General features: G+C 64.9%; 20 protein-coding genes. 7 read left to right on the top strand and 13 right to left on the bottom strand.

Features of this window, described 5'->3' with window-relative positions; genetic code table 11:
• Window positions 1–8 precede the first annotated feature (8 nt).
• The 5 genes from CO675_RS02565 to CO675_RS02545 form a co-directional block, all read right to left on the bottom strand.
• Window positions 9–860 carry an ABC transporter ATP-binding protein gene (locus CO675_RS02565; RefSeq protein WP_097670433.1) on the bottom strand — a complete coding sequence of 284 codons (852 nt, stop codon included), beginning with the start codon at window positions 858–860 and terminating at the stop codon, window positions 9–11.
• Between the two features lie 145 nt (window positions 861–1005).
• A complete protein-coding gene (locus tag CO675_RS02560; RefSeq protein WP_097670432.1) occupies window positions 1006–2004 on the bottom strand; it encodes an ABC transporter substrate-binding protein in 999 nt (332 codons plus the stop codon).
• Window positions 2005–2063: 59 nt separating this feature from the next.
• On the bottom strand, window positions 2064–2873 hold the full coding sequence (locus CO675_RS02555) for an ABC transporter permease (protein ID WP_097670431.1): 810 nt from the start codon (window positions 2871–2873) through the stop codon (window positions 2064–2066).
• A 262-nt stretch (window positions 2874–3135) separates the two neighbouring features.
• Window positions 3136–3792 carry a TetR/AcrR family transcriptional regulator gene (locus CO675_RS02550; protein ID WP_097670430.1) on the bottom strand — a complete coding sequence of 219 codons (657 nt, stop codon included), beginning with the start codon at window positions 3790–3792 and terminating at the stop codon, window positions 3136–3138.
• Window positions 3793–4120: 328 nt separating this feature from the next.
• Window positions 4121–4981: a VOC family protein gene (locus CO675_RS02545; RefSeq protein WP_097670429.1), complete on the bottom strand. Its 861-nt coding sequence runs from the start codon at window positions 4979–4981 to the stop codon at window positions 4121–4123.
• Window positions 4982–5203: 222 nt separating this feature from the next.
• On the opposite strand from CO675_RS02545, the gene CO675_RS02540 reads away from it, so the two are divergent.
• Both CO675_RS02540 and CO675_RS02535 read left to right on the top strand, forming a co-directional pair.
• On the top strand, window positions 5204–6097 hold the full coding sequence (locus tag CO675_RS02540) for a sugar kinase (protein WP_097670428.1): 894 nt from the start codon (window positions 5204–5206) through the stop codon (window positions 6095–6097).
• 21 nt (window positions 6098–6118) lie between these two features.
• Window positions 6119–7054 carry a ribokinase gene (locus tag CO675_RS02535; RefSeq protein ID WP_097670427.1) on the top strand — a complete coding sequence of 312 codons (936 nt, stop codon included), beginning with the start codon at window positions 6119–6121 and terminating at the stop codon, window positions 7052–7054.
• A 100-nt stretch (window positions 7055–7154) separates the two neighbouring features.
• Here the strand turns inward: CO675_RS02535 and CO675_RS02530 are convergent, their stop codons facing one another.
• Window positions 7155–8372 (bottom strand): NAD(P)/FAD-dependent oxidoreductase, encoded by a 1218-nt coding sequence (locus tag CO675_RS02530; RefSeq protein WP_097670426.1) that lies wholly within the window; start codon window positions 8370–8372, stop codon window positions 7155–7157.
• Window positions 8373–8630: 258 nt separating this feature from the next.
• On the opposite strand from CO675_RS02530, the gene CO675_RS02525 reads away from it, so the two are divergent.
• Window positions 8631–9422 carry an enoyl-CoA hydratase/isomerase family protein gene (locus CO675_RS02525; RefSeq protein ID WP_097670887.1) on the top strand — a complete coding sequence of 264 codons (792 nt, stop codon included), beginning with the start codon at window positions 8631–8633 and terminating at the stop codon, window positions 9420–9422.
• 12 nt (window positions 9423–9434) lie between these two features.
• Here the strand turns inward: CO675_RS02525 and CO675_RS02520 are convergent, their stop codons facing one another.
• From CO675_RS02520 to CO675_RS02505, 4 genes are all read right to left on the bottom strand, one after another.
• Window positions 9435–10775, bottom strand: coding sequence for a TRAP transporter large permease (locus tag CO675_RS02520; protein WP_097670425.1), 1341 nt, complete (start codon window positions 10773–10775; stop codon window positions 9435–9437).
• The gene (locus CO675_RS02515; protein WP_097670424.1) at window positions 10772–11356 is read right to left on the bottom strand and encodes a TRAP transporter small permease; all 585 of its coding nucleotides are present in this window, start codon (window positions 11354–11356) and stop codon (window positions 10772–10774) included. The genes CO675_RS02520 and CO675_RS02515 overlap by 4 nt, the downstream gene beginning before the upstream one ends.
• 169 nt (window positions 11357–11525) lie before the next feature.
• Window positions 11526–12527, bottom strand: coding sequence for a TRAP transporter substrate-binding protein (locus CO675_RS02510; protein WP_097670886.1), 1002 nt, complete (start codon window positions 12525–12527; stop codon window positions 11526–11528).
• A 153-nt stretch (window positions 12528–12680) separates the two neighbouring features.
• Window positions 12681–14384 carry an IlvD/Edd family dehydratase gene (locus tag CO675_RS02505; RefSeq protein WP_097670423.1) on the bottom strand — a complete coding sequence of 568 codons (1704 nt, stop codon included), beginning with the start codon at window positions 14382–14384 and terminating at the stop codon, window positions 12681–12683.
• Window positions 14385–14556: 172 nt separating this feature from the next.
• Between CO675_RS02505 and CO675_RS02500 the strand changes: the two genes are divergently transcribed.
• Both CO675_RS02500 and CO675_RS02495 read left to right on the top strand, forming a co-directional pair.
• Window positions 14557–15249 (top strand): GntR family transcriptional regulator, encoded by a 693-nt coding sequence (locus tag CO675_RS02500; RefSeq protein ID WP_097670422.1) that lies wholly within the window; start codon window positions 14557–14559, stop codon window positions 15247–15249.
• Between the two features lie 34 nt (window positions 15250–15283).
• Window positions 15284–15853 (top strand): invasion associated locus B family protein, encoded by a 570-nt coding sequence (locus CO675_RS02495; protein ID WP_143278861.1) that lies wholly within the window; start codon window positions 15284–15286, stop codon window positions 15851–15853.
• Here the strand turns inward: CO675_RS02495 and CO675_RS02490 are convergent, their stop codons facing one another.
• Window positions 15854–16675 carry an NAD-dependent epimerase/dehydratase family protein gene (locus CO675_RS02490; RefSeq protein ID WP_097670420.1) on the bottom strand — a complete coding sequence of 274 codons (822 nt, stop codon included), beginning with the start codon at window positions 16673–16675 and terminating at the stop codon, window positions 15854–15856.
• A gap of 113 nt (window positions 16676–16788) precedes the next feature.
• Between CO675_RS02490 and CO675_RS02485 the strand changes: the two genes are divergently transcribed.
• Entirely contained in the window at window positions 16789–17751 is a 963-nt protein-coding gene (locus CO675_RS02485; protein WP_097670419.1) for an SMP-30/gluconolactonase/LRE family protein, read from the top strand.
• 226 nt (window positions 17752–17977) lie between these two features.
• Here the strand turns inward: CO675_RS02485 and CO675_RS02480 are convergent, their stop codons facing one another.
• Both CO675_RS02480 and CO675_RS02475 read right to left on the bottom strand, forming a co-directional pair.
• Window positions 17978–19411, bottom strand: a complete 1434-nt coding sequence (locus CO675_RS02480; protein WP_097670418.1) for an aldehyde dehydrogenase family protein — start codon at window positions 19409–19411, stop codon at window positions 17978–17980.
• A gap of 182 nt (window positions 19412–19593) precedes the next feature.
• On the bottom strand, window positions 19594–21960 hold the full coding sequence (locus CO675_RS02475; protein ID WP_097670885.1) for a thiamine pyrophosphate-binding protein: 2367 nt from the start codon (window positions 21958–21960) through the stop codon (window positions 19594–19596).
• Between the two features lie 142 nt (window positions 21961–22102).
• Here CO675_RS02475 and CO675_RS02470 point away from each other — a divergent pair, with 142 nt between their 5' ends.
• A complete protein-coding gene (locus CO675_RS02470; RefSeq protein ID WP_097670417.1) occupies window positions 22103–22564 on the top strand; it encodes an Lrp/AsnC family transcriptional regulator in 462 nt (153 codons plus the stop codon).
• Window positions 22565–22684 lie beyond the last annotated feature (120 nt).

The following is a 22684-nucleotide window of genomic DNA, read 5'->3' as shown; positions in this document are numbered from 1 at the left end:
GCTCGGTGTTAGTCCAGCGACCCCTGCGTGAAGAAATGCTTGCGGATCCGCTGCACCAGCTCGGTGAAGACGGGATCTGACATCGTCTCGAGCGAGCGCGGGCGCGGCATTGGCACGTCGTAGATCGCCGCGATCGCGCCGGGCCGCTCGGTCATGACAAGCACGCGGTCGGCGAGGAAGACGGCTTCAGGGATCGAGTGCGTGATCAGCAAAACGGTCTTGCCGGTCTCGCGCTGGATCCGCATCAGCTCGACATTCATCCGCTCGCGCGTCATGGCGTCGAGCGCGCCGAACGGCTCGTCCATCAGCATGATCTTGGGATCGTGCACCAACGCGCGGCAGATCGAGGCGCGCTGCTGCATGCCGCCGGACAGCTGCCAGGGCAGCTTCTTCTCGAACCCCTCGAGCCCGACCAGCTTCAGCAGCGCCTTGGCGCGGGCGAGATACTTGTCCCGGGCGAGCTGCTTCATGTCGATCGGCAGCATCACGTTGGAGAGGATGTTGCGCCACGGCAGCAGCAGCGCGTTCTGGAACACGATCCCGACATTGCCGTGCGGTTTCGTCACCGGCTCGCCGTCGACCAGCACCTCGCCGGTGGTCGGCGGCAGCAGGCCCGAGATCATCTTGAGCAGCGTGGACTTGCCGCAGCCGGAGGGCCCGACCACGACAAAGAACTCGCCCTCATTGATGGTGAAGTCGAGCGGCCGCAGCGACGGCACGTCGCCGTCGCGCGAGCGGTAGGTCTTCGAGACGCCCGACAGCTTGATGCCGGCGATGGCGCCGGCCGCGCGGTCCGACACCAGGCGCAGATGCGCGGCGGGCTGGCTGACGGGGGTTGGTTTCGTCGCGGGATTCGTCACAGCTCCCTCCCCCCGTCGTCCCGGCGAAGGCCGGGACCCATACGCCGCGGCCTTTCATTCGGGCACATGGGGAGAGACCTCTCGCAACAACTGAGGCCGGTGGTTATGGGTCCCGGCCTACGCCGGGACGACGGTTGAGTGTGGGTCACGAGTCACCCTTCGGCAGATAGTCGTTGGTGTAGAGTGCCTTCGGATTGGCCTTCGCCTTGGCGTCGAGGCCGCCATATTCGACCATCAGATTGACCGACTCGGTCATGTTCTGGTCGGTGACCTGGAACGGGCGCTTGTCCTTGGTTTCCGGCGTGCGGTAGAGCGGGATCGTCAGTTCGAAGCCCTGGGTCAGCGTATCGATCTTGCCGCCCTTCGGATTGGCGTCGAGGATCGATTGCGCCGCGGCCTTCGGATCCTTCTCTGCTGCTTCCACCGCCTTGGTCGTCGCCGACATGAAGCGGCGGACCAGGTCGGCATTGGCCTTCACATAGTCGGAATTCGCGATGATGCCCGACGACACCATGTTGATGCCGTAGTCGGCGAACTTGATCGGATAGACGTCCTTGCCGGTGGCGTCCTTGATCTTCATCGACTGGTCCATGACGTAGCCGAGCAAGAGATCGGCCTGGCCGTTGATCACGGCATTGAGCTTGGTCTGACCGTCGCCGGCGACGGTATTGAAGTCGCTTTCCTTGAGGCCAGTCTTCTTCAGGAACAGCGGCCAGATCTGCGTCATCGAATCCGCCGGCGTGATCGCGACCGTTTTGCCCTTGATGTCCTCCGGCTTCCGGATGTTCTTGTCGACGAAGCCCATCGCCGACATCGGGCTGGTCTGCAGCAGCACGCCAGTGGCGATCACCGGCGCCCCCTTCACCGCCGCACGCATCATCGTCGGCACGTCGACATAGCCGAAATCGGCGGTCTTGGCCGCCACCGCCTGCGTGGTCGCGGCCGAGCCGCGGCCTTCCTGGATCTCGAGGTCGATGCCCTCAGCGGCATAGATGCCCTTGGCCTTGCCATAATAGAACGGCGCGTGCTCGCCATAGACGTACCAGTTCAGCATCAGCACGACCTTGTCGGCCGCGGACGCCGGCACCACCGCAAGCGCGGTCCAGGCCAGCGCGGCGCCGGCAACCGCAATGAAACGCTTCATGGTTGTTCTCCCTTTATTGTACCGCGGCCCTTGTGTGGGCCGCTTGTCCGGTTGCTGCGCTAGGAGGCGAAGATGATGTCGTCGCGCTGGCTGACGTGCCAGGGGATCACCAGCCGCTCGATGCGGTCGACGATCCAGAACAGGATGACGCCGAGCAGCGCCAGGATCACCAATGCGGCGAACATCGTCGGCAGGTCGAAGGTGCCGATCGAGCGCTGCATCACGTAGCCAATGCCGGAATTGGAGCCGACGAACTCGCCGACCACGGCGCCGACGACAGCAAGCGTCACCGACACCTTCAGCCCGGAGAAGATCGCGGGCATCGCATGCGGCAGGTTGACCGCGCAGAACACCTTGAAGCGGCTGCCCTGCATCGCGCGCGCGAGATCGACCATATCAGGGTCGACCGACTTGAAGCCCTGCACCGCCGAGACCACGACGGGAAAGAAGCCGAGCAGGAACGCGGAGATCACCTTGGGGATGATGCCGAAGCCGAACCACACCACGAACAGCGGCGCGATCGCAATCTTCGGCACCGATTGGGAGAACACCAGCAGCGGATAGACGTAGCTCTCGACCGTCCTCGAGCCCGCGATCAGCATCGCTGTGGGAATGCCGAACAGCGCCGAGAGCAGGAAACCGCAGATCGTCGCATAGGTGGTCGGCCAGGACTGCCGCAGCAGTTCCGACCAGTCGCTCCACAGCACTGCGACGACGTCGGCGGGCGACGGGATCTGATAGGCCGGGATGTGGAACAGGCGGATCGAAAGGTCCCAGGCCACCACGATGACCACCAGGAACAGGAACGGACGCACCCACGCCGCATTCAGCACCTTCGACACGCCCGAAGGGCTCTTTGCTTCCGCCACGTCACGCTCCCTTGCAGTCCTTGTTCTTCGTCTAGAAATTAACCCGTTGGATAAATACTGTCCAGCCCCTCACGCGCGGCAAAATCGCGCTCAGGCACGCGACTTTCGTCAGGCGAGATTTTTATCGGTGAATATTGCGTAGTCCGGAGCAGCGCAGCGAAGTCCGGAGCCACATCATCCGCGGATATAGTTCCCGGATTGCGCTTCGCTGCATCCGAGCTACGGATCATCGCGATGATCGCGCGACCGTACTGCCGTGCGTTCACACCACCCGGTGTTCCGCCGTGCGCAGCACCGGCATCGCGCTGCCAAACGCCGCGGTGGACTTGCCGGTCAGCGCCGCCAGCACCAGCGCGGTCATGTGCGCGAGCCGCTCGTCGCGGGCGTCCTTCTTGAGCAGGTCGCGGCCGAAGATCACGCTCAAGGTGGCACTGTTGGAGAGATAGAAGAACGCCATCCCCGCGATCGAGATATAGAGCTGCACCGGATCGACCGCGTCGCGGAAATCGCCGCTCTCGACCCCGCGCGTCACCACGGTGCGGATCATCTCGACAAAGGGCGAATGCATCGACTTGACCTTGGTCGAGCGCTTCAGGTGTTTTGCCTTGGCGAGGTTTTCCGTGTTCAGCAGCGCCAGGAACTCGGGGTTGCGCAGAAAATAGTTCCACGTGAAGTCGATCAGGCGCCCGATCGCCTCGGGCGGGTCGAGATGCTCGAGGTCGAGCGTGCGCTCCTCGGCGCGGATCTTCTCGTAGGCGCCTTCAAGCACCTCGAGATAGAGATCCTCCTTGTTGCCGACATGGTAGTACAGCATGCGCTTGTTGGCGTCGGCATTGGCCGCGATGCGGTCGACCCGCGCGCCGGCGAGGCCATGGGCGGCGAATTCCTGCTTGGCCGCTTCGAGAATCCGCAGTCGCATCCCCTGGGGATCACGCTGCCATCTCTGTATTCGCTTTGCCTTCGCCAAATCGATCGCCCGTGATGCTGAATTGATGAATGTAGCATGACGCGCGGCGTTTGAGAACGAATGTTATCGCGACGGCTATACGGGAAATATTTTTCGCAGTTGGTTTTTCGTCATTCCAGGGCTTGCGAAACGAGAACCCGGAATCCATCGCGCCGCGTGTTCCGTGGATCAACGGATTCCGGGCTCGCGCCAAAGGACGCGCCCCCGGAATGACGAGGGAGCGGAGACCTGTATTCCCCGTCGCGCACTCTGCCGGGACGTCGCGCGGACGGAACGCGGCCTAGTCTGGCTTTCCCTGTGAGGGCTGCACCAGAAGCGTCGGCACGCCGCACGTACCGTTGCGCACCGTCATCACGCGCGTGCCGGGCTTGCGGCCGGTGCGAATCTCCGAGACGTCGACGCCGGCGGCAACCAGTCGCGCACGTGTGGCATCGGCGTCGGCGACGCGCCAGCAGATGCCGCGCAGCCGGTCCGGCACGTCGGTCTCCGCCTTGATTTTTTCCTTGGCCGGCCGGTGCGTGACCTCGACCACGAGGTCGCCGCAGCGGAAGAACATCAGCCGGCCCCACTCGGGATGCGACCGGTCGAGCGCCATGTCGAGCCCGAGCCGCGCGCCATAGAGCGCCGCGGCGCGCTCGGGGTCAGCGGTCGAGACCACCACATGATCCATCGCGGTGATCGAGGCCGGCGTGGTGCGCACCGACAGCGGCCGCTCCTGTTCCCGCTCCAGGAAGAACATGCGCACACCCCGTGTCGCATCGGTCGCCGCGCGCGTCCGCTTCCACGACAGCGCGGCGCCGCTGGTCTCGTCGCGGCTCTCGACCTCGGCGACGGGCTCGGGCTTCAGCGTCAGCCGGTCGAGCCTGCGGTGTGTCCTTACGATATCGCTGGTGCGGAAGCAGAGGCTCGCGAGCCCCTCGCCTTGCGTTGCGAGCGCGCTGCGGACGCGCTGGGCGGCATCATCGTCGCCGCGCGGCGCCATCAATTCCAGCGTCGTGTTGTCGAGCGTGAACAGCACGCGGTCGGCGCCGTCGCCGCTGTTGCGCCAGGCCGGCGCCCGCGCGAACAGCGTCTCATAGGCGGCGCTGGCGGCGGCGATGTCGCCAGTGAGGACGACGACATGATCGAGACCGGTAATCATGGCATTGGCCTCCCCGAATCTGCCGTCATTGTGCTTCTCCTTGCGAATCCCGGAACCACGGCCTGCCGCCGGCCGTTATGCCGCATACCAGAACGGGGCGGCACATCCATCATCTCTACCTGTAAACCAAGCAGGGTTGCGAATAATTTCAGCGATATCGGCCGATCAGCGGTGCTAGTCTCAGCGTCGGCCGGGACCACACCAAGCGACGACGGGAAGCGAATGCAGGCTCTCTTCATTGGACAGACCTATATCGACGTCACCTTCATCACGGATCACATGCCGGTCGGCGACGAGAAACACGTTGCGGACGCCTATGCTGTGTCGTTCGGCGGCAACGCGGTGACCGCGGCGTTCTGCTGCGCCAAGCTCGGCATCGAGCCCGACCTGATCGCCACCATGGCCAATGACTGGCTGGGACGGATGTTCTGGGACATGGCCGACAGGTACGGCATCTCGTTCCATCCCCGCAAGGTGAACTCCTCCTCGCTGTCCTTCATCATGCCGAACGACGGCAAGCGCGCCATCGTGCGCTGCCGCGACGACCAGCACATCCACCCCTTTCCGCTGCTGAACATCAAGGGCTGCCGCGCGCTGCACATCGACGGCCACCAGCCGGACGCCGCGATCCACTATGCGAAGCTGTGCCGTGAGGACGGCATCCTGACCTCGCTGGACGGCGGCGGCCTGCGCACCAACACCCACGAGCTGCTTGCCTTCATCGACGTCGCGATCGTGGCCGAACGGCTGTGCGAGCAGATGGACAAGACGCCGGAGCAGATGCTCGACTATCTCAAGAGCCGCGGCTGCAAGATCGGCGGCGTCACCATGGGTGAGCGCGGCCTGCTCTGGTATGACGAGGCAGGCAAAGTGCAAACGCTGCCGGCATTTCCGATTCCGCGCAAGCGCGTGATCGACACCAACGGCGCCGGCGACGTCTTCCATGGCGCTTACATCTATTCCTATCTCGCCAATCCCGGCAAAGCCTGGCATGAGCATTTCGAGTTCGCGCGCGCGGCGTCGACCTTCAAGATCCAGAAGCTCGGCAACGAGGCCGGCCTGCCGACGCTCGCCGATATCGCCGCGGTCAAGCAGGAGTTTGGCGCTGCGGTCTGACAGGACGGGGTGGGATTAGGCATGGGGCGCGTCTTCGTCGCCGGCAGCATCAATATGGACGTGGTGGCGACCGCCGAGCGCCATCCGAAGGTCGGCGAGACCGTGGCCGGCGATGCCGTGCTGTATTTTCCCGGCGGCAAGGGCGCCAACCAGGCGGTGGCATCGGCCAAGCAGGGCGTGCCGACCACGCTGGTCGGCCGGCTCGGCACCGACGCCTTCGGCAAGGAGCTTCGAGCCTTCCTTGCCGCGCAGGGCGTCGATCTCAGCTTCGTCAAGGACACCGGCAGCACGCATTCGGGCACGGCGATCATCACGCTTGCCAATGCCGACAACACGATCGTCGTCGTGCCGGGCGCCAACGGGCTGGTCGATGCCGACGATGTCGCAGCGCCCGTGCTTGCCAAGGGCGACGTCGCGGTCAGCCAGTTCGAGATCCCGCTGCCGACGATCGCTGCGTTCTTCCGCCGCGCCCGCGCCGCCGGCGCCACCACGATCCTCAACCCGGCACCGGCCAAACGGGCCGACAAGGCGCTGCTCGATCTGGTCGATGTCCTGATCCTCAATGAGACCGAGCTTGGGCTGCTGACGGGGGCGGAGCTGCGCGACAGCGATGATCCATCCCGCTTCGCCGATGCGGCGCGGATCCTGGGGCGTGACAAGACCGTCTGCGTCACGCTCGGCAAGCGCGGCGTGCTGGCGCTGGTCGAGGACCAACCGCTGCTCGTGCCCGGACGCGAGGTCAAGGCCGTCGACACCACAGGCGCCGGCGATTGCTTCGTCGGCGCCCTCGCCTCGCAGCTTGCCATCGGCAAGCCGCTCGGTGGCGCGCTGGCCTATGCGAACATTGCCGCGTCGATCTGCGTGCAGCGGATGGGGGCCGCGCCGTCGATGCCGACGGCGCAGGAGGTTAGCGCCGTTCTTTCCACGGGTCGTCCCGGCGAAGGCTGGGACCCATAACCACCGGCCTCAATTGTCTTGAATTGACGTCAACCCGCACCGCCTCAAATCGAGAGGCCGCGGCGTATGGGTCCCGGCCTTCGCCGGGACGACAATGGTGCTAGCCCAGCGCACTCTTCAAATCAAAGCTCGCATCCGCCGCTTGCTCCGGCGTGATCGAACCGCCCGCGCCGAGCAGCCGGCGGCCGAACATGTGATCGCCGGCGCGATTGACCGACTCGATGCCGAGCAGCCTGTCACCGCGATAGCAGAACGCCGAGAATGCCCCCTGCGCGCGGTCGCCGCGCACCACGACGCGGTCGTAACCGGTGGTCAGACCCGCCATCTGCAGCTTGTCCGGACCCTGGTCGCTCCAGAACCACGGCAGACCGTCATAGACCTCGGTCTTGCCGGTCAACCGTGCCGCCACGCAGCGGGCGTGGTCGGTCGCGTTCTGCACCGACTCCAGCCGCAGCGATCCGCCGAAGCGCTTGCTGGTATAGAGCGCGCAATCGCCGATCGCGGAGATATTCGGATCGGCGGTCAGAAGATGCTCGTCGACGATGATGCCCGATGCGACCGGCAGGCCGGCCTCGGCGGCGAGCTCGACATTCGGCAGCACGCCGACGCCGACCACGACGAGATCGGCGGGGATATGCGTGCCGTTGCTCAGGCTGACGCCGGTGACCCTGGCGCCATCGGCCTCAATCGCCGTGACCTGGACGCCGAGATGAATCCGGATGCCGGCCGCGCTGTGGCGAGACTGCGAGAACTCGGAGATCTCCGCGGTCACCGCGCGCGCCATCACGCGCGAGGCGAGCTCGACCACGTCGACCTCGAGACCCTTGCCCCGCGCGGTGGCGGCGAATTCGAGCCCGATGAAGCCCGCGCCGATCACCACGACGCGCATGCCGGGTGCGATCAGATCGCGCAGCGCCTGGCTCTCGTCGAGGATGCGCAGGTAGCGGACGGCGTCGAGCTTTGCGTTGGGAATATCGAGCAGCCGGTTCCGCGCGCCGGTCGCGAACACCAGATGGCCGTAATCGAGCGAGGTGCCGGAGGCGAGTGCCACCTTCCGCGCATGGCGGTCGACCGCATGGGCGCGATCGGTGATCAGCTCAATCTTGTTGTCCTCGTAGAACTTGGCGGGCCGGAACATCAGGGACTCGGGCCCGCCGGTCCCCTTCAGATAGGCCTTCGACAAAGGCGGCCTCTGGTACGGCAAATGGCCTTCGTCATTGAGCAGGGCGATGCGCTCGGCAAAGCCGGCCTGGCGCAGCGACGCTGCGAGCTGGAAGCCGGCATGTCCGGCGCCGACGATGATGACCGAGCCCGTCATCGGAACAACCCAAATACGCGCGAGCAGGAGTGACCCATCCCGTTTCCTCTTGTCGATGTTAGCTTGCGTGCCCCGTCACCACAGCGCTCGTGTCTGCGTACCGAAGGCGCGCGCTATTTGGCCTCATGGCTCGCGCTGATGCAAGGGGGTCCCGGGCAAATCTGGGCCCCCGAAAGCCGCCTCCAGGCCCCTGCCGGATTGCCACAGCTCCCGCCAAGGCCTTAAATGCCCGGAAATAACAAGCCCAAGGTCTTCAAAATGCCAGCACCCGCCTCCGCCAACGACCCTGCCCTGCTCCGCATCGACGGCGCCATCGCCACCATCACGCTGAACCGGCCGGCCGCGTTCAATGCGATCGACATGACGATCGCCAAAAAGCTCGAGCAGCTCGGCGCCGAGGTCGAAGCCAACAAGGACGTCCGCGTGCTGGTCATCGAGGGCGAAGGCCGCGCCTTCTGCGCCGGCGGCGACCTGCAAACCATCGGTGCTGCGACCGAGGCCAACAACGTCACGCCCGTGGTCGGCGAGATGCTGCACCACTATCACGCCTTCATCGAGACGGTACGGCGGATGCCGAAGATCGTACTGTCCAGCGTGCACGGTTCGGCGGCCGGCGCCGGCATGGGCCTCGCCTTCGTGACCGACCTGTGCATCGCCGCGGAGGATGCCCGTTTCACGTCCGCCTATGCCAAGATCGGCGTATCGCCCGACGGCGGCAGCACGGTCGGCATCGTCGGCACGGTCGGGACCCGCCGCGCGCTGCAGATTTTCCTGGCCGAGGACGGCTTCACCGCGCAGCAGGCCTATGAATGGGGGCTGGTCGTCAAGACCGTGCCCGCGACAGAGCTGAAAGCCGCCACCCGGCAGCTCGCCGAGCGCCTGGCGAAAAATCCGCCCGCCGCGATCGCGGGGACCAAGTCACTGGTCTATCAGGCCGCCACCACGCCGACCAAGCAGCAGCTCGACGCCGAGGAACACAAGATCATCACGTCGATGCATACCGAGGATTTCCGCGTCGCGGTGAAGAAGTTCACCAGCAAGTCGAAGTAGGAACGAGGCTCGCTAATTCGGGCAGATGTATCCGCTGCCGCCGGGTGCCTTGAAGCAACCGACCGATTCCGGGATCACCTGCTTGGGCAGCCACAGCACGACCTTCGGAAAATAGATCGTGAAGCAGATCGTGACCAGGAACACGACGTAGATCGGCAGCGCCGCCCGCAACGCTTTTGCAAAGCTGATGCCGACGAATTTCGATGCCATCAGCAGCACGAGCCCATAGGGCGGCGTGATCAGGCCGAACGCCAGTGTCGCGATCAGCACCACACCCATATGCACGCCGTTGATGTCGCCGGCCTGGGTCAGCGCGTTCACCAGCGGCATGAAGATGATGATGGTCGGCACCGGCTCGATGAAGTCGCCGACCACCGTGAACAGCAGCACCATCAGCAGCATGATCAGATGCGGGTCATTGCCGGCGATCGAGGTGATCCAGTCGGCGATGTAGATGGCGCCGCGCAGATAGGCCAGCATCCAGCCGAACGCGTTCGCAGCCCCGATCGTGATCAGCGGCAGCGAGAAGATCAGGCCGGCCAGGCAGAAGTCATACGGAATCTTCTTCAGGTGCCCGCGATTCAGCGCCGGGATCACGACGATGATGATGTAGGCGACCGCGACCACGCCGGCCTCGGTCGGCGTGAACCAGCCGGTCAGGATGCCGCCGAGCAGGATCACCGGGATCATCAGCGGCAGCGCGGCGTCGCCGGCGGCGAATGCGATCTGGCGCAGCGGCGCGCGCGGCTTGCGCAGGCCTGACGGGCCGAAGAAATAGCAATAGATCATCAGCCCGAAGCCGATCATCAGGCCGGGCACGACGCCGGCCATGAACAGGCCGGCGATCGAGACGTTGCCGACCGCGCCGTAGACCACCGCCGTGATGCTCGGCGGCACCAGCGCGGCGATGGTCGAGGCGGAGGCGATGATCGCTGCGATGAAGGGCGGCTCATAGCCCTCCCGTCGCATCGGGCCGCCGAGTGCGCGGCTCATGACAGCGACGTCGGCGGTGGTCGAGCCCGACATTTCCGAGAAGAACATGCTGAACACGACGACGACCTGCGACAGCCCACCCCTGATGTGACCGACCAGCGAGACCGACAGGTTGGCGATACGGACCACGACATTCGCCGAACTCATGAGCTCGCCGACCAGCAGGAAGAACGGGATCGCAAGCAGCGCCTCGGAATCGACGCCGTCAAAGATCTTCTGGATGATCGCGGCGAGCGATACGTCCGACAGTGCCGCGCCGATGAACACACCGGCCATTAACGAGAACGGCACGGGCACGCCGAGATAGCCGAAGAACAGGAAGCAGGACGACATCAACACCAGCACGACCGGTGCGCTCACGACTGCGCTCCCGTGGTGGCACCAGTGTTGATCGCGGGAATCGCAAGATCCTCGTCCGGCGGCTCCGGATGCTCAAATCCGTTGCGGATGCCGTTGACGAGCTGCTCGACCGTGAACAGGCCGATCAGGATGCCGGACAGCGGGATCACCGCATAGAGCGAAGCGATCGGCGTGCCGGACGGCAGCCGGAAGCTGCCGAAACCGCGGAGGTAATTTTGATAACCGTACCAGACTAGGCAAAAGGCGACGCCGAGCACCACCAGACGGATGACGATCTCGACGACCAGCCGCGACCTGCCGTGCATCGCCTCCGAAAGCGCGGTGAGATAGAGATGATCGTTGCGCCGGGTCGCGACCGCGGCCCCAATGAAGATCGCGTAGATGAACAGCGTCGAGGTCACCTCCTGCAGCCACAGCCAGGGATGACCGATGGTGCGGGTGACGATGTCGGCGGTGACCGAGAGCGAGAAACCGAAGCACAGCAGCCCACACAGCATCATCAGGATCAGCTCGAGCCGATCCAGCGCCGGCCATTTCAGGTGCCGCTGCCGTTGCAGCACCAGTCTGTCGGCGATGGCCATGCTTCAAACTCCGTCGTCGTCCCGGCGAAGGTCGGGACCCATAACCACCGGCCCGAGTTTTTCGCAACGAAAGGTGGCCACCGGATTGCACCACTGAGAAGCCGCGGCGTATGGGTCCCGGCCCCCGTGCGCAATTGCGCACTCGGCCGGGACGACGTGAGGCGTCCGTTCAATTGACCGCGCGGATCAGGTTCTTGATCTTCTCCGCATGCGGGCCGAGCTCCTTGGCGAGCTTGTCGAGATAGGGATCGGCGACCGCGGTAAAGCTCTTCTTATCCACGTCATCGACCACCTTGACGCCGAACGACTTCAGCTTGGTCAGCGCATTCCGCTCCAGCTCGAAGGCCTTCTGCGGCTCCTTGGCGCTGACCTCATTCGCAGCCGCCTGCACCCATTGCTTCTGCTCGGCGGAGAGGCTTTGCCACAGCTTGTCGGAGACGAACAGCAGGGCATTGTTGGCCTCGTGCTCGGTGATCGACAGCACGGGCGCGACCTCATAGTGCTTGTTGACGAGATAGACGTTGATGCTGTTCTCGGCCGCATCGACCACGCCGGTCTGCAGCGAGGTGTAGACGCTGCCGAACGGCATGTGCACCGTCTGCGCGCCGTAGGCCGGGAACATGGTGTCCTCGGTCGCGGTCGCCTGCACCCGGACCTTCACGCCCTTGAGATCGCCGACGTTGTGGATTTCCTTCTTGCTGTAGATGTGACGGACGCCCTGCGAACCGGTGCCGATCACATGCAGGCCCTGCGCGGTCTCGTCGATCATCGTCCTGATGGCGTCGAACACCTGCGGATCCGCCAGCGCCTTGATCACGTGGGCGTCGTTGCGGAACAGGAAGTGCAGCGACATCACGCCGGCCTGTGGCGAGATCGTCGCCGTGTTGGCGGAGGAGACGATCGCGAACTCGATATCGCCTGATTTCACGAGCTGCAGCAGCTGCGGCTCCTGGCCGAGCTGCGCGCCGGGATACTGGTCGACGATCATCGTCCCCTTGCTCAATTCCTTGAGCTTCTCGGCGAACAGATCGCCGGCGACCGAGTAGCCGGTGTTGCGCGGCTGGTCATAGGCGAAGCGGAAATGCTTGACCTCCTGCGCGCCCGCGCGCGCCGGCAGCAGCAACGCTGCCGCGGCCATGGCGATCCCGACGATCCTGGCTGAATAGCCCATCGCGACGTTCCCCCTGTTTTTGATTGACGCGATCATCCCACCAGTCCTGCGGGATTGTCAATAAAACAGAAGAAATCAGACAGCCATCGAGGGCTATCGAGCGTCGCATCACCAAAATTATCGACAATTGGCTACGGCGCCGAACGGCGGCGGCTACTTCCCCTTGGCGCGCATGAAGTCGAAATCGCAGCCCTCGTCGGCCTGCAGGATCGTCTCATTGAACAGATGCGCATAACCACGCTTGGCCCAGTCCGGCGTGCCGGCAGGGGTCAGCGCGGCGCCACGCTTCTGCAACTCGGCTTCGTCGACCAACAGATCGATGCTGCGCTTCGCAACATCGAGCCGGATCATGTCGCCGTTCTGCACCAGGCCGAGCGGACCGCCGACGGCGGACTCCGGCGTGATGTGCAACACGATGGTGCCGAACGCGGTGCCGCTCATCCGCGCATCCGAGATGCGGACCATGTCCTTCACGCCGGTGCGCGCGAGCTTCTTCGGGATCGGCAGGTAGCCCGCCTCCGGCATGCCGGGGGCGCCCTTCGGGCCGGCGTTGCGCAGCACCAGCACGTCGTCGGCGGTCACATCGAGCGCGGGATCGTCGACCCGCAGCGTCATGTCCTCGACCGACTCGAACACCACCGCGCGCCCGGTGTGCTGCAGGAGCTTCGGGCTCGCCGCCGACTGCTTGATGACGGCGCCGCGCGGCGCGAGATTGCCGTGCAGGATCGCCATCGCGCCTTCGGACTTGATCGGGTTCGCCTTGGAGCGGATTGCATCCTGCCCCGGCACGTCCTCCGCATTGGCGACGACCTCGCGCAGGGTCTGGCCGCTGATGGTCCTGGCATCGAGGTCGATGAGGTCGCCGAGTTGCGCCATCAGCTTCGGCACGCCGCCGGCATGATGGAAATGCTCCATGTAGTGTTCGCCGGACGGCTTGAGGTCGACCAGCACGGGCACCTCGCGGCCGAGCTTGTCGAACGCCTCGAGGTCGATCTTGTGCGGCGAGCGGTTAGCGATCGCCGTGAGGTGAATGAGCCCGTTGGTCGAGCCGCCGATCGCCTGCAGGACGACCTGAGCGTTGCGGAACGACGACGGCGTCAGGATCTCGCTCGGCTTCGGTCCCTTGGTCTTCGCCATTTCGGCGGCGACGCGGCCGCTGGCCTCTGCGGAGCGGAAGCGTTCGGCGTGCGGCGCCGGGATCGTTGCGCTCATCGGCAGCGACAGGCCGAGCGCCTCGGTGATGCAGGCCATCGTGGAAGCCGTGCCCATCACCATGCAGGTGCCGACCGATGGCGCGAGGCGGCCGTTTACCGCCTCGATCTCGGCATCGTCGATCTCGCCGGCGCGATACTTGCCCCACAGCCGGCGACAATCGGTGCAGGCGCCCAGCACCTCGCCCTTGTGATGACCGACCACCATCGGTCCGACCGGAATCACCACCGTGGGCAGATCCGCACTGATGGCGGCCATGAGCTGCGCCGGCAGGGTCTTGTCGCAGCCCCCGATCACGATCACCGAATCCATCGGCTGGGCGCGGATCATCTCCTCGGTATCCATCGCCATCAGATTGCGCAGATACATCGAGGTCGGATGCGCAAAGCTCTCGGCGATCGAGATGGTCGGGAACACGAACGGCATCGCGCCCGACAGCATGACGCCGCGCTTCACCGCTTCGATGATCTGCGGGACGTTGCCGTGGCAGGGATTGTAGTCGCTGTAGGTGTTGGTGACGCCGACGATCGGGCGGTTGAGCGCGTCATCCGAATAGCCCATCGCCTTGATGAAGGCCTTGCGCAGGAACAGCGAGAAGCCGGCGTCACCATAGCTGGTCAGTCCCTTGCGAAGTCCGTCGGCCATCTTCTTCTCTTCCCGTGGTTGTTCGGCCGCACTTAAGGAGCGGCAGGAATTATTGTCAATATGAGATAATCTGACGGGCGAGCGCGGCTGACCTGCGGCAAAATCGCCCCTATTATTGACAATAGCCATGGCGTCATGCTGACCTCCGGCATCGACCCGAAGCCGAGCGCGCATGACAGCCGAGCCCACCTTGCCCGAACTCCAAACCCCCTCGCGCGAGGAGGAACAGGCGGAAGTGATCCGCCGGCTGGAGGAGGACATCATCTTCGGCCGCTTCGCGCCCGGCCTGCGGCTGGTCGAGGATACCCTGATGCAGCGCTACGGCGCGAGCCGGCATTTCGTCCGCCAGGCGCTGTTCCAGCTCGAACGTCAGGGCATCGTGCTGCGCGAGAAGAATGTCGGCGCCACGGTGCGGTTCTATTCCGCCGACGAGGTGCGGCAGATCTACGAGGTGCGCGAGATGCTGACGCGCCAGGCCGCGCTGATGATCGCCCTGCCCGCGCCGGACAGCCTGATCGACCAGTTGAGCGAGCTGCAACGGCATTACTGCCTCAAGGCCGATGCGCAGGACATGCGCGGCATCCATGAGACCAACGATGCATTCCATCTCGCGCTGTTCTCCGCCTGCGGCAATCCTTACCTCGTCCGCTCGCTGCAGGACTACATGAACCTGACGCTGCCGATGCGCGCCAAGAACCTCGCCGACAGCGAGGGCCTTGCGCTGTCGCGCCGCCAGCATGAATTGATGATCGAGCTTTTGAAAGGCCGCGACAGCTGGGCGCTGGCGCAGCTCTGCGTCGATCACATGCAGTACAGCAAGGCGGATTATCTCGTCCGCATCTCCAACGACAAAAAGCCGCAATAGCGCGATACGCGGCCTCCTCGTGAAGGAGACGGCGATGCGTTATGTGGCTTTGATGATGGGATCGATCGCCGTGCAGCTCGCATTTGGCGGAATTGCCAACGCGGCCGATCCGCGCGCGACCGAGCTCACCTATGAGCCCTGGACCAAGACCTGCCTCACCGAAGCGAGCTGCTTCGTCGCCGCCGCCGCGCGCGGCCAATGCGCGCCGTCGGGCGGCACCATCAGCATCTCGCCGCAGAGCAGCACCCGTGCGCTGCTCACCGCGAATGTCGGAACGCGGACCATGCTGGAAGGCACGATCAGTCTGCGGATCGATCAGGACGAACCGATGCAGATCGCCAGGACGCACTGCTACACGCTCGGCTGCGGCGGCACGCTGGAGGCCAATGGCGAGCTGATCGAGCGGCTGAAGCACGCGCAAACGATCGTGGTTGAGGCGAAGAACCTGACCGGGCAGAAGATCAGCCTCACCTTCCCGCTCGCCCACTTTTCCCAGACCTATGACGGGCCCGGAAGCGCGCCCAAGGCATCCGGGCAAAGCTCGAATGAGCCGCAGCGCCAGCACACCGAAGCGGTGAAGCAGCTGCCGCAGTGCGACGACTGATCACTTCTTCCAGTCGATCACCCTCGTCCTGTCGCCGTCGAACTCCATGCTGCAGAACGCCCCGCCCTGGTAATAATCGCCAACCGGATCGGGCGGCAGCTTGGCCTGCTCGGCCATTGCATGCTCGCGGAAATCCTCGCCACGACCGGTCGGGCGATAGCCGAGATCATAGGCGCGGTGATTGTCCCACCAGGAGCGCTCGTTGTAGGACGCGCCGTACAGCACCTCGAAATGGATATCGGGATGCTCGAGCCCGATGCGGCAGAGCTGCACCAGATCCTCCGGCTTGAGCCAGATCGACAGCCTGCGGTGATCGAGCGGCGCCTCGCCGAAATTGCCGATCCGGATGCAGGTCACCTTGATGCCGTGCTTGTCGGCATAGAGTGCGCCGACGCCCTCGCCGAACACCTTGCTGACCCCATAACGACTGTCCGGCCGCGCGGTGACATCGGGGCCGATGCGGTGATGGCGCGGGTAGAAGCCGACCGCGTGATTGGATGAGGCGAAGATCACGCGCTTGACGCCCTGCTTGCGCGCCGCCTCGAACAGATTGTAGCCGCCGATGATGTTGGCCTGCAGGATCGCATCCCAGGGACCTTCGACCGAATAGCCGCCGAAATGCAGGATGCTGTCGACGCCCTCGCAGACCGCCTCGACCTGTGTGAGGTCGGCGAGATCGGCGGCCTTGAACTTCTCGTCGCTGCGGAGATCGGACGGCGGCTTGATGTCGCTCAGCAGGAGATCCGGATAGATCGGCGGCAGCAGCTTGCGCAGGCTCGTGCCGATTCCCCCCGATGCGCCGGTCATCAATATGCGTGGCATGCCGTCCCTCGTCTTTCCGGTTTGCTGCAGCCGAATTGCGGTCGCAGGCCGACAATGATAGCAAACCATGCGCTCAAGGAAACACCATCGAAACACAACAACGAGAACAGCAAATGTCCGATGTTCATTCCGCCGGCTGGCGTCCCGCGACCTGTTATCCCGATCCCGCGATCCACGCGCTCGACCCGCGCTTCGAGAAATACTGGCTGAAACTCTCCGCCGTTGAGCGCATCGCCACCGGCCTGCGCTGGGCCGAAGGCCCGGTGTGGTTCGGCGACGGCCGCTATCTGTTGTGCAGCGACATCCCGAACCAGCGTATCCTCAAATGGGAGGAAGAGACCGGCGCGGTCAGCATCTTCCGCAAGCCGTCGAACTTCGCCAACGGCAACACCCGCGACCGCCAGGGCCGGCTGATCACCTGCGAGCATGGCGGCCGCCGCGTGGTGCGCACCGAATATGACGGATCGATTACGGTGCTGATCGATTCCTTCGGCGGCAAGCGGCTGAACTCGCCGAACGACGTCGTCGTGAAATCCGACGGCGCGATCTGGTTCACCGATCCGATCTTCGGCCTGCTCGGCAATTACGAGGGCTACAAGGCCGATCCGGAGATCGAGCCCAACGTCTACCGGCTCGATCCTGAAACCGGCAAGGCCAGCATCGTCGCCGAGGGCGTGCTCGGCCCGAACGGGCTGTGCTTCTCGCCGGACGAGAATATCCTCTACGTCGTGGAATCCCGCGGCGAGCCGAACCGCAAGATCCTCGCCTATGACGTCTCCGCCGACGGCAAGACGATTTCAAACAAGCGCGTGTTCATCGATGCCGGTCGCGGCACGCCTGACGGCATGCGCTGCGACATCGACGGCAATCTGTGGTGCGGCTGGGGCATGGGCGATCCCGAGCTCGACGGCGTCGTGGTGTTCGCGCCCGACGGCGTCATGATCGGCCGCGTCGCGCTGCCGGAGCGCTGCGCCAATCTCTGCTTCGGCGGCGTGAAGCGCAACCGCCTGTTCATGGCGGCGAGCCAGTCGATCTATGCGCTCTACGTCAACACACAGGGTGCGCTGGGCGGTTAGCTTGTCGTCCCGGCCGAGTGCGCGCTTGCGCACGGGGGGCCGGGGCCCATAACCACCGTTGGATGTTGGATCGGCGAGCTGGGGCCACGATCTTCGCAAAACGAAAGCCTGTGGTAATGGGTCCCGGCCTTCGCCGGGACGACGATAATAGCTTCTACCTTCCAAAACGTCTGACGCCGGAGCGGTGATCCGCCCCGGCGCCAAATCGTGTCTCTCGTGGCTCGGCTTACGCGGCGTTGTAGCCGGCGACTGCCTTGGCCTCGAGATATTCTTCCAGACCGTAACGACCCCACTCGCGACCGTTGCCGGACTGCTTGTAGCCGCCGAACGGCGCGCTGCGCTCGTTCGGCACGCCCTGCAGGTTGACGTTGCCGGCGCGGATCTGGCGGCCGACGCGGCGCGCGGTTTCCACGGTGTCGGCCGAGACGTAACCGGCGAGACCATACGGCGTGTCGTTGGCGATCTTCACCGCCTCAGCCTCGTCCTTGGCGCCGAGGATGGTCAGCACCGGCCCGAAGATTTCCTCGCGGGCGATCGTCATGTCGTTGGTGACGTCGGCGAAGATGGTTGGACGGACATAGAAGCCCTTGTTGACACCCTCGGGCAGGCCCGGACCACCGGCGACGAGCGTTGCGCCCTCGTCGATGCCCTTCTGGATCAGCGCCTGGATCTTGTCCCACTGGCCGCGGTTGACCACGGGGCCGATCGTGGTGCCGTCGGCACGCGGATCACCGGCCTTGGTCTTGTCGGCGACGCCCTTCGCGATCGCGGCCACTTCCTTCATCTTGGAGAGCGGCACGATCATGCGCGACGGCGCGTTGCAGGACTGGCCCGAGTTGTTGAACATGTGCATCACGCCGCCGGTCACCGCCTTGGTGAGGTCGGCACCCTCGAGGATCACGTTCGGCGACTTGCCGCCCAGCTCCTGGCTGACGCGCTTCACGGTCGGCGCCGCACGCTTGGCGACGTCGACGCCGGCGCGGGTCGAGCCGGTGAACGAGATCATGTCGATGTCCGGATGCTCGCTCATCGCGGCACCCACCTCCGGGCCGAGGCCGTTGAGGAGGTTGAACACGCCCTTCGGCACGCCGGCTTCATGGAGGATTTCCGCGAAGATCAGCGCCGAGGTCGGGGTGAACTCCGACGGCTTCAGGATCATGGTGCAGCCGGCGGCGAGCGCGGGCGCGACCTTGCAGGCGATCTGGTTCAGCGGCCAGTTCCAGGGCGTGATCATGCCGACGACGCCGACCGGCTCGCGCACGATCACGGCGGTGCCCATGGTCTCCTCGAACTCGTACTTCTTGAGCACTTCGAGGGTGTTCATGAGGTGGCCGAGGCCGGCGCCGGCCTGCAGCTTCTCGGCCATCGGCAGCGGAGCGCCCATCTCGTCGGAGACGGCGGCGCCGATCTCCTTCATGCGGCCCTTGTAGACCTCGACGATCTTGGTGAGCAGCGCGATGCGCTCCTCGCGGCTGGTCTTGGAATAGGTCTCGAAGGCGCGCTTGGCGGCAGCGACTGCCTTGTCGACGTCGGCCTTGGAGCCGAGCGCAATCTCATACATCGCTTCTTCAGTCGCCGGATTGACGACGGGGGTGGACTTGCCTTTGACGACCGGATCGACCCAGGCGCCGTCGATGTAGAATTGCATGCGATTGACCATCGGAAACCTCTTGTAGGGGGCGTATGGATAAGGGGAACGGAAAGCGTTCGGCAGGCATCCTTGCACGAAAGCAGGGCGAATTGAACCCGCCATATGCGGGGCGCGGCTCGTGCACGCCCACGGCATATAATGTCGCTGCCGCACCGGTGGCAAGGCGTGCCACCGGTCCCTCGTCGATCGCCTCACACCGCCATCTTGCGATGCCGCACCGGGGCGCCGACCGACACGCTTTCCGCCGCGTCGATGATGGCGTTGGCGTCGATGCCGTAGTGCCGGTAGAGGTCGCCGATCGTCCCGGTCTGGCCGAAATGCTCGACACCGAGCGCCTCGACCCGGTGGCCGCGCACGCTGCCGAGCCAGCCGAGCGAGGCCGGATGGCCGTCGATCACGGTCACGATGCCGCAGTCGCGGCCGAGCGGCGCCAGCATGCGCTCGATATGACTCAAATGCTGCGTGCCACGGCGGTCGCGGCGCAAATTCCGTGCGGCGGACCAACCCGCATAGAGCCGATCGGCCGAGGTTACCGCCAGGAGACCGACATCGCGGTGGCTCTCGCCGATCAGGCCGACCGCCTCGATCGCCTCCGGTGCGACGGTGCCGGTATACGCAATGACGATGTCGCAGTTCGGGCCAGGCTTGCGCATCCAGTAGGCGCCATCGGTGATGTCGCGCTGCAGGTCCGGCGTCATGATACGTTGCGGCTGCTCCAGCGTCCGGGTCGAGAGTCGCAAGTAAACCGAACCGCCCTCGGCACCCTCGTGCTGCATGTGGCCGAAGCCCCAGCCCATGATCACGGCAAGTTCATCGACGAAGGCCGGATCGAATGAGGCGAGCCCGTCCTGTCCGATCCCGATCAACGGCGTCTTGATCGACTGATGCGCGCCGCCTTCCGGCGCCAGCGAGATGCCCGAGGGCGTTGCCGCCACCATGAAGCGGGCATCCTGGTAGCAGGCATAGTTCAACGCATCGAGGCCGCGCTCGATGAAGGGATCGTACAGCGTGCCGACCGGCAGCAGCCGCGCGCCGTTGATCTGCTGCGACAGGCCGAGCGCCGACAGCATGATGAACAGGTTCATCTCGGCGATGCCGAGTTCGAGGTGCTGGCCCTTCGGCGAATATTCCCAGGTGTAGGCTGACGGGATCTTCTCCTGCCGGAACAGGTCGTGGTTCTCCGCCTTCGCGAACAGGCCGCGGCGATTGACCCAGGCGCCGAGGTTGGTCGACACCGTGACGTCGGGCGAAACGGTGACGATGCGCGACGCAAGCTCGCTGTCGCCGCGCGCCAGCTCATGCAGCACGAGGCCAAAGCCCTGCTGCGTCGACATCTGCGCGGACGCCTTGAACGCCAGTCGCTCCGGAACATCGATGACGGGCGCCGAGAGCCGGCGGCGTCCTTCGCGGTTGAACGGCGCCTCGGCAAGGAACGCCTCGAGCTTCGCGGGCTCTTGCGACAGGCCCTCGAACTTGTCCCACTCGTGGCCGGCACGGATGTTCTGCACCGTGCGCCACTTCTCCATCTGTGCCACCGTCATCAGGCCGGCGTGGTTGTCCTTGTGGCCCTGCATCGGCAGGCCGACGCCCTTGATCGTGTAGGCGATGAAGCAGACCGGACGGTCGTGATCGATCGCCTCGAAGGCCTCGATCATGCTCGCCATGTCGTGGCCGCCGAGGTTCGACATCAGCGCCAGCAATTCGTCGTCGCTGCGGCGCTCGATCAGCGCCGACACGTCGCCCTGGTCGCCGATATCGTCGCGCAGATGCTTACGGAACGCAGCACCCCCCTGGAAGCAGAGCGCCGCGTACATCTGGTTCGGGCAATTGTCGATCCAGCGCCGCAACGCCTCGCCGCCGGGCTCGGCGAACGCCTCGAGCATCAGCTTGCCGTATTTCACGATCACCACGTCCCAGCCGAAATTGCGGAACATGGTCTCGAACTTGGCCCACAGCCCCTCGCGCACCACCGCGTCGAGCGACTGCCTGTTGTAGTCGACCACCCACCAGGTGTTGCGCAGGCCGTGCTTCCAGCCCTCGAGCAGCGCCTCGAAGATGTTGCCCTCGTCCATCTCGGCGTCGCCGACCAGCGCGATCATGCGGCCCTCGGGCCGGTCGCCCATCCAGCCATGCGCCTTGACGTAGTCCTGCACCAGCGAGGCGAACAGCGTCTGCGCCACGCCGAGCCCGACCGAGCCGGTGGAGAAGTCGACGTCGTCGGTGTCCTTGGTGCGCGACGGATAGGACTGCGCGCCCTTGTAGCCGCGGAAATTCTCCAGCTTGTCGCGGGTCTGGTGGCCGAACAGATACTGGATCGCATGGAACACCGGGCTCGCATGCGGCTTCACCGCGACGCGGTCCTGCGGACGCAGCACCGAGAAATAAAGCGCCGACATGATGTTGGCGAGCGAGGCCGAAGAGGCCTGATGGCCGCCGACTTTCAGCCCATCGGTGGAGGGCCGCACATGGTTGGCGTGATGGATGGTCCACGACGACAGCCACAGCACCTTGCGGGCCAGGGCAGACAGCATCTCGAGGCGTTCAGGCGCAAGTCCCATGTCGGTGTTCCTGGCAATGCTGCGGGCGATATCTCCGATGTTACTGCCGCCGCAGCCGCCGAAAATCTCAATTCCACGCGACAGCACAGGAAAAATTGGGATAAATTCCCACGATCCGGCCCTCACCTGCGAGTTCATCCCAATGCCAGCCCTCGACACCATCGACCGCAAGATCCTGTCCCTGCTCCAGACCGACAGCCGCATGACCATGCAGGAGCTCGCCGACAGGGTCGGGCTGTCGGTGTCGCCCTGCCACCGCCGGGTCAAACTGCTCGAGGAGCGCGGCGTCATCTCTCGCTACATCGCGACCGTCGACCAGAAATCGCTCGGGCTGCATGTCTCGGTCTTCATCTCGATCAAGCTGGCGCGCCAGAAGGAGGAAGACCTCAACCGCTTCGCGCGCGCGATCTCGAAATGGGACGAGGTGCTCGAGTGCTATCTGATGACCGGCAACCGCGACTATCTCTTGCGCGTCGTCGCCGCCGACCTCTCCTCCTATGAAGCGTTCCTGAAGAACAAGCTGACCCGTCTCGACGGCATCGCCTCGATCGAGTCGAGCTTTGCGCTGAGCCAGGTGAAGTATTCGACGGCGTTGCCGGTGTGAGGGCGTTGGTTGAGAGCTCCGCTGGCACCAACACCTCGCTGTCGTCCCGGCAAAGGCCGGGACCCATACGCCGCGGCGGATGTTGTGAAGGGGGCTTGTCGTTCCGGCGCTGTTCAACAA

The organism is Bradyrhizobium sp. C9, assembly GCF_002532045.1.
Classification (GTDB): domain Bacteria; phylum Pseudomonadota; class Alphaproteobacteria; order Rhizobiales; family Xanthobacteraceae; genus Bradyrhizobium.
Note: the sequence above shows the minus strand (reverse complement) of the source record. Positions and strands in the feature narration are given on the sequence as shown.

Excerpts from the sequence above, each read along its gene's own strand:
- CO675_RS02485 (WP_097670419.1), top strand. The coding sequence starts at position 16,789 with ATGTCCGATGTTCATTCCGCCGGCTGGCGTCCCGCGACCTGTTATCCC.
- CO675_RS02560 (WP_097670432.1), bottom strand. The coding sequence starts at position 2,004 with ATGAAGCGTTTCATTGCGGTTGCCGGCGCCGCGCTGGCCTGGACCGCG.
- CO675_RS02545 (WP_097670429.1), bottom strand. The coding sequence starts at position 4,981 with ATGATTACCGGTCTCGATCATGTCGTCGTCCTCACTGGCGACATCGCC.
- CO675_RS02495 (WP_143278861.1), top strand. The coding sequence starts at position 15,284 with ATGCGTTATGTGGCTTTGATGATGGGATCGATCGCCGTGCAGCTCGCA.
- CO675_RS02515 (WP_097670424.1), bottom strand. The coding sequence starts at position 11,356 with ATGGCCATCGCCGACAGACTGGTGCTGCAACGGCAGCGGCACCTGAAA.
- CO675_RS02550 (WP_097670430.1), bottom strand. The coding sequence starts at position 3,792 with ATGCGACTGCGGATTCTCGAAGCGGCCAAGCAGGAATTCGCCGCCCAT.
- CO675_RS02525 (WP_097670887.1), top strand. The coding sequence starts at position 8,631 with ATGCCAGCACCCGCCTCCGCCAACGACCCTGCCCTGCTCCGCATCGAC.
- CO675_RS02510 (WP_097670886.1), bottom strand. The coding sequence starts at position 12,527 with ATGGGCTATTCAGCCAGGATCGTCGGGATCGCCATGGCCGCGGCAGCG.
- CO675_RS02475 (WP_097670885.1), bottom strand. The coding sequence starts at position 21,960 with ATGGGACTTGCGCCTGAACGCCTCGAGATGCTGTCTGCCCTGGCCCGC.
- CO675_RS02535 (WP_097670427.1), top strand. The coding sequence starts at position 6,119 with ATGGGGCGCGTCTTCGTCGCCGGCAGCATCAATATGGACGTGGTGGCG.
- CO675_RS02500 (WP_097670422.1), top strand. The coding sequence starts at position 14,557 with ATGACAGCCGAGCCCACCTTGCCCGAACTCCAAACCCCCTCGCGCGAG.
- CO675_RS02470 (WP_097670417.1), top strand. The coding sequence starts at position 22,103 with ATGCCAGCCCTCGACACCATCGACCGCAAGATCCTGTCCCTGCTCCAG.
- CO675_RS02530 (WP_097670426.1), bottom strand. The coding sequence starts at position 8,372 with ATGACGGGCTCGGTCATCATCGTCGGCGCCGGACATGCCGGCTTCCAG.
- CO675_RS02490 (WP_097670420.1), bottom strand. The coding sequence starts at position 16,675 with ATGCCACGCATATTGATGACCGGCGCATCGGGGGGAATCGGCACGAGC.
- CO675_RS02540 (WP_097670428.1), top strand. The coding sequence starts at position 5,204 with ATGCAGGCTCTCTTCATTGGACAGACCTATATCGACGTCACCTTCATC.
- CO675_RS02480 (WP_097670418.1), bottom strand. The coding sequence starts at position 19,411 with ATGGTCAATCGCATGCAATTCTACATCGACGGCGCCTGGGTCGATCCG.
- CO675_RS02505 (WP_097670423.1), bottom strand. The coding sequence starts at position 14,384 with ATGGCCGACGGACTTCGCAAGGGACTGACCAGCTATGGTGACGCCGGC.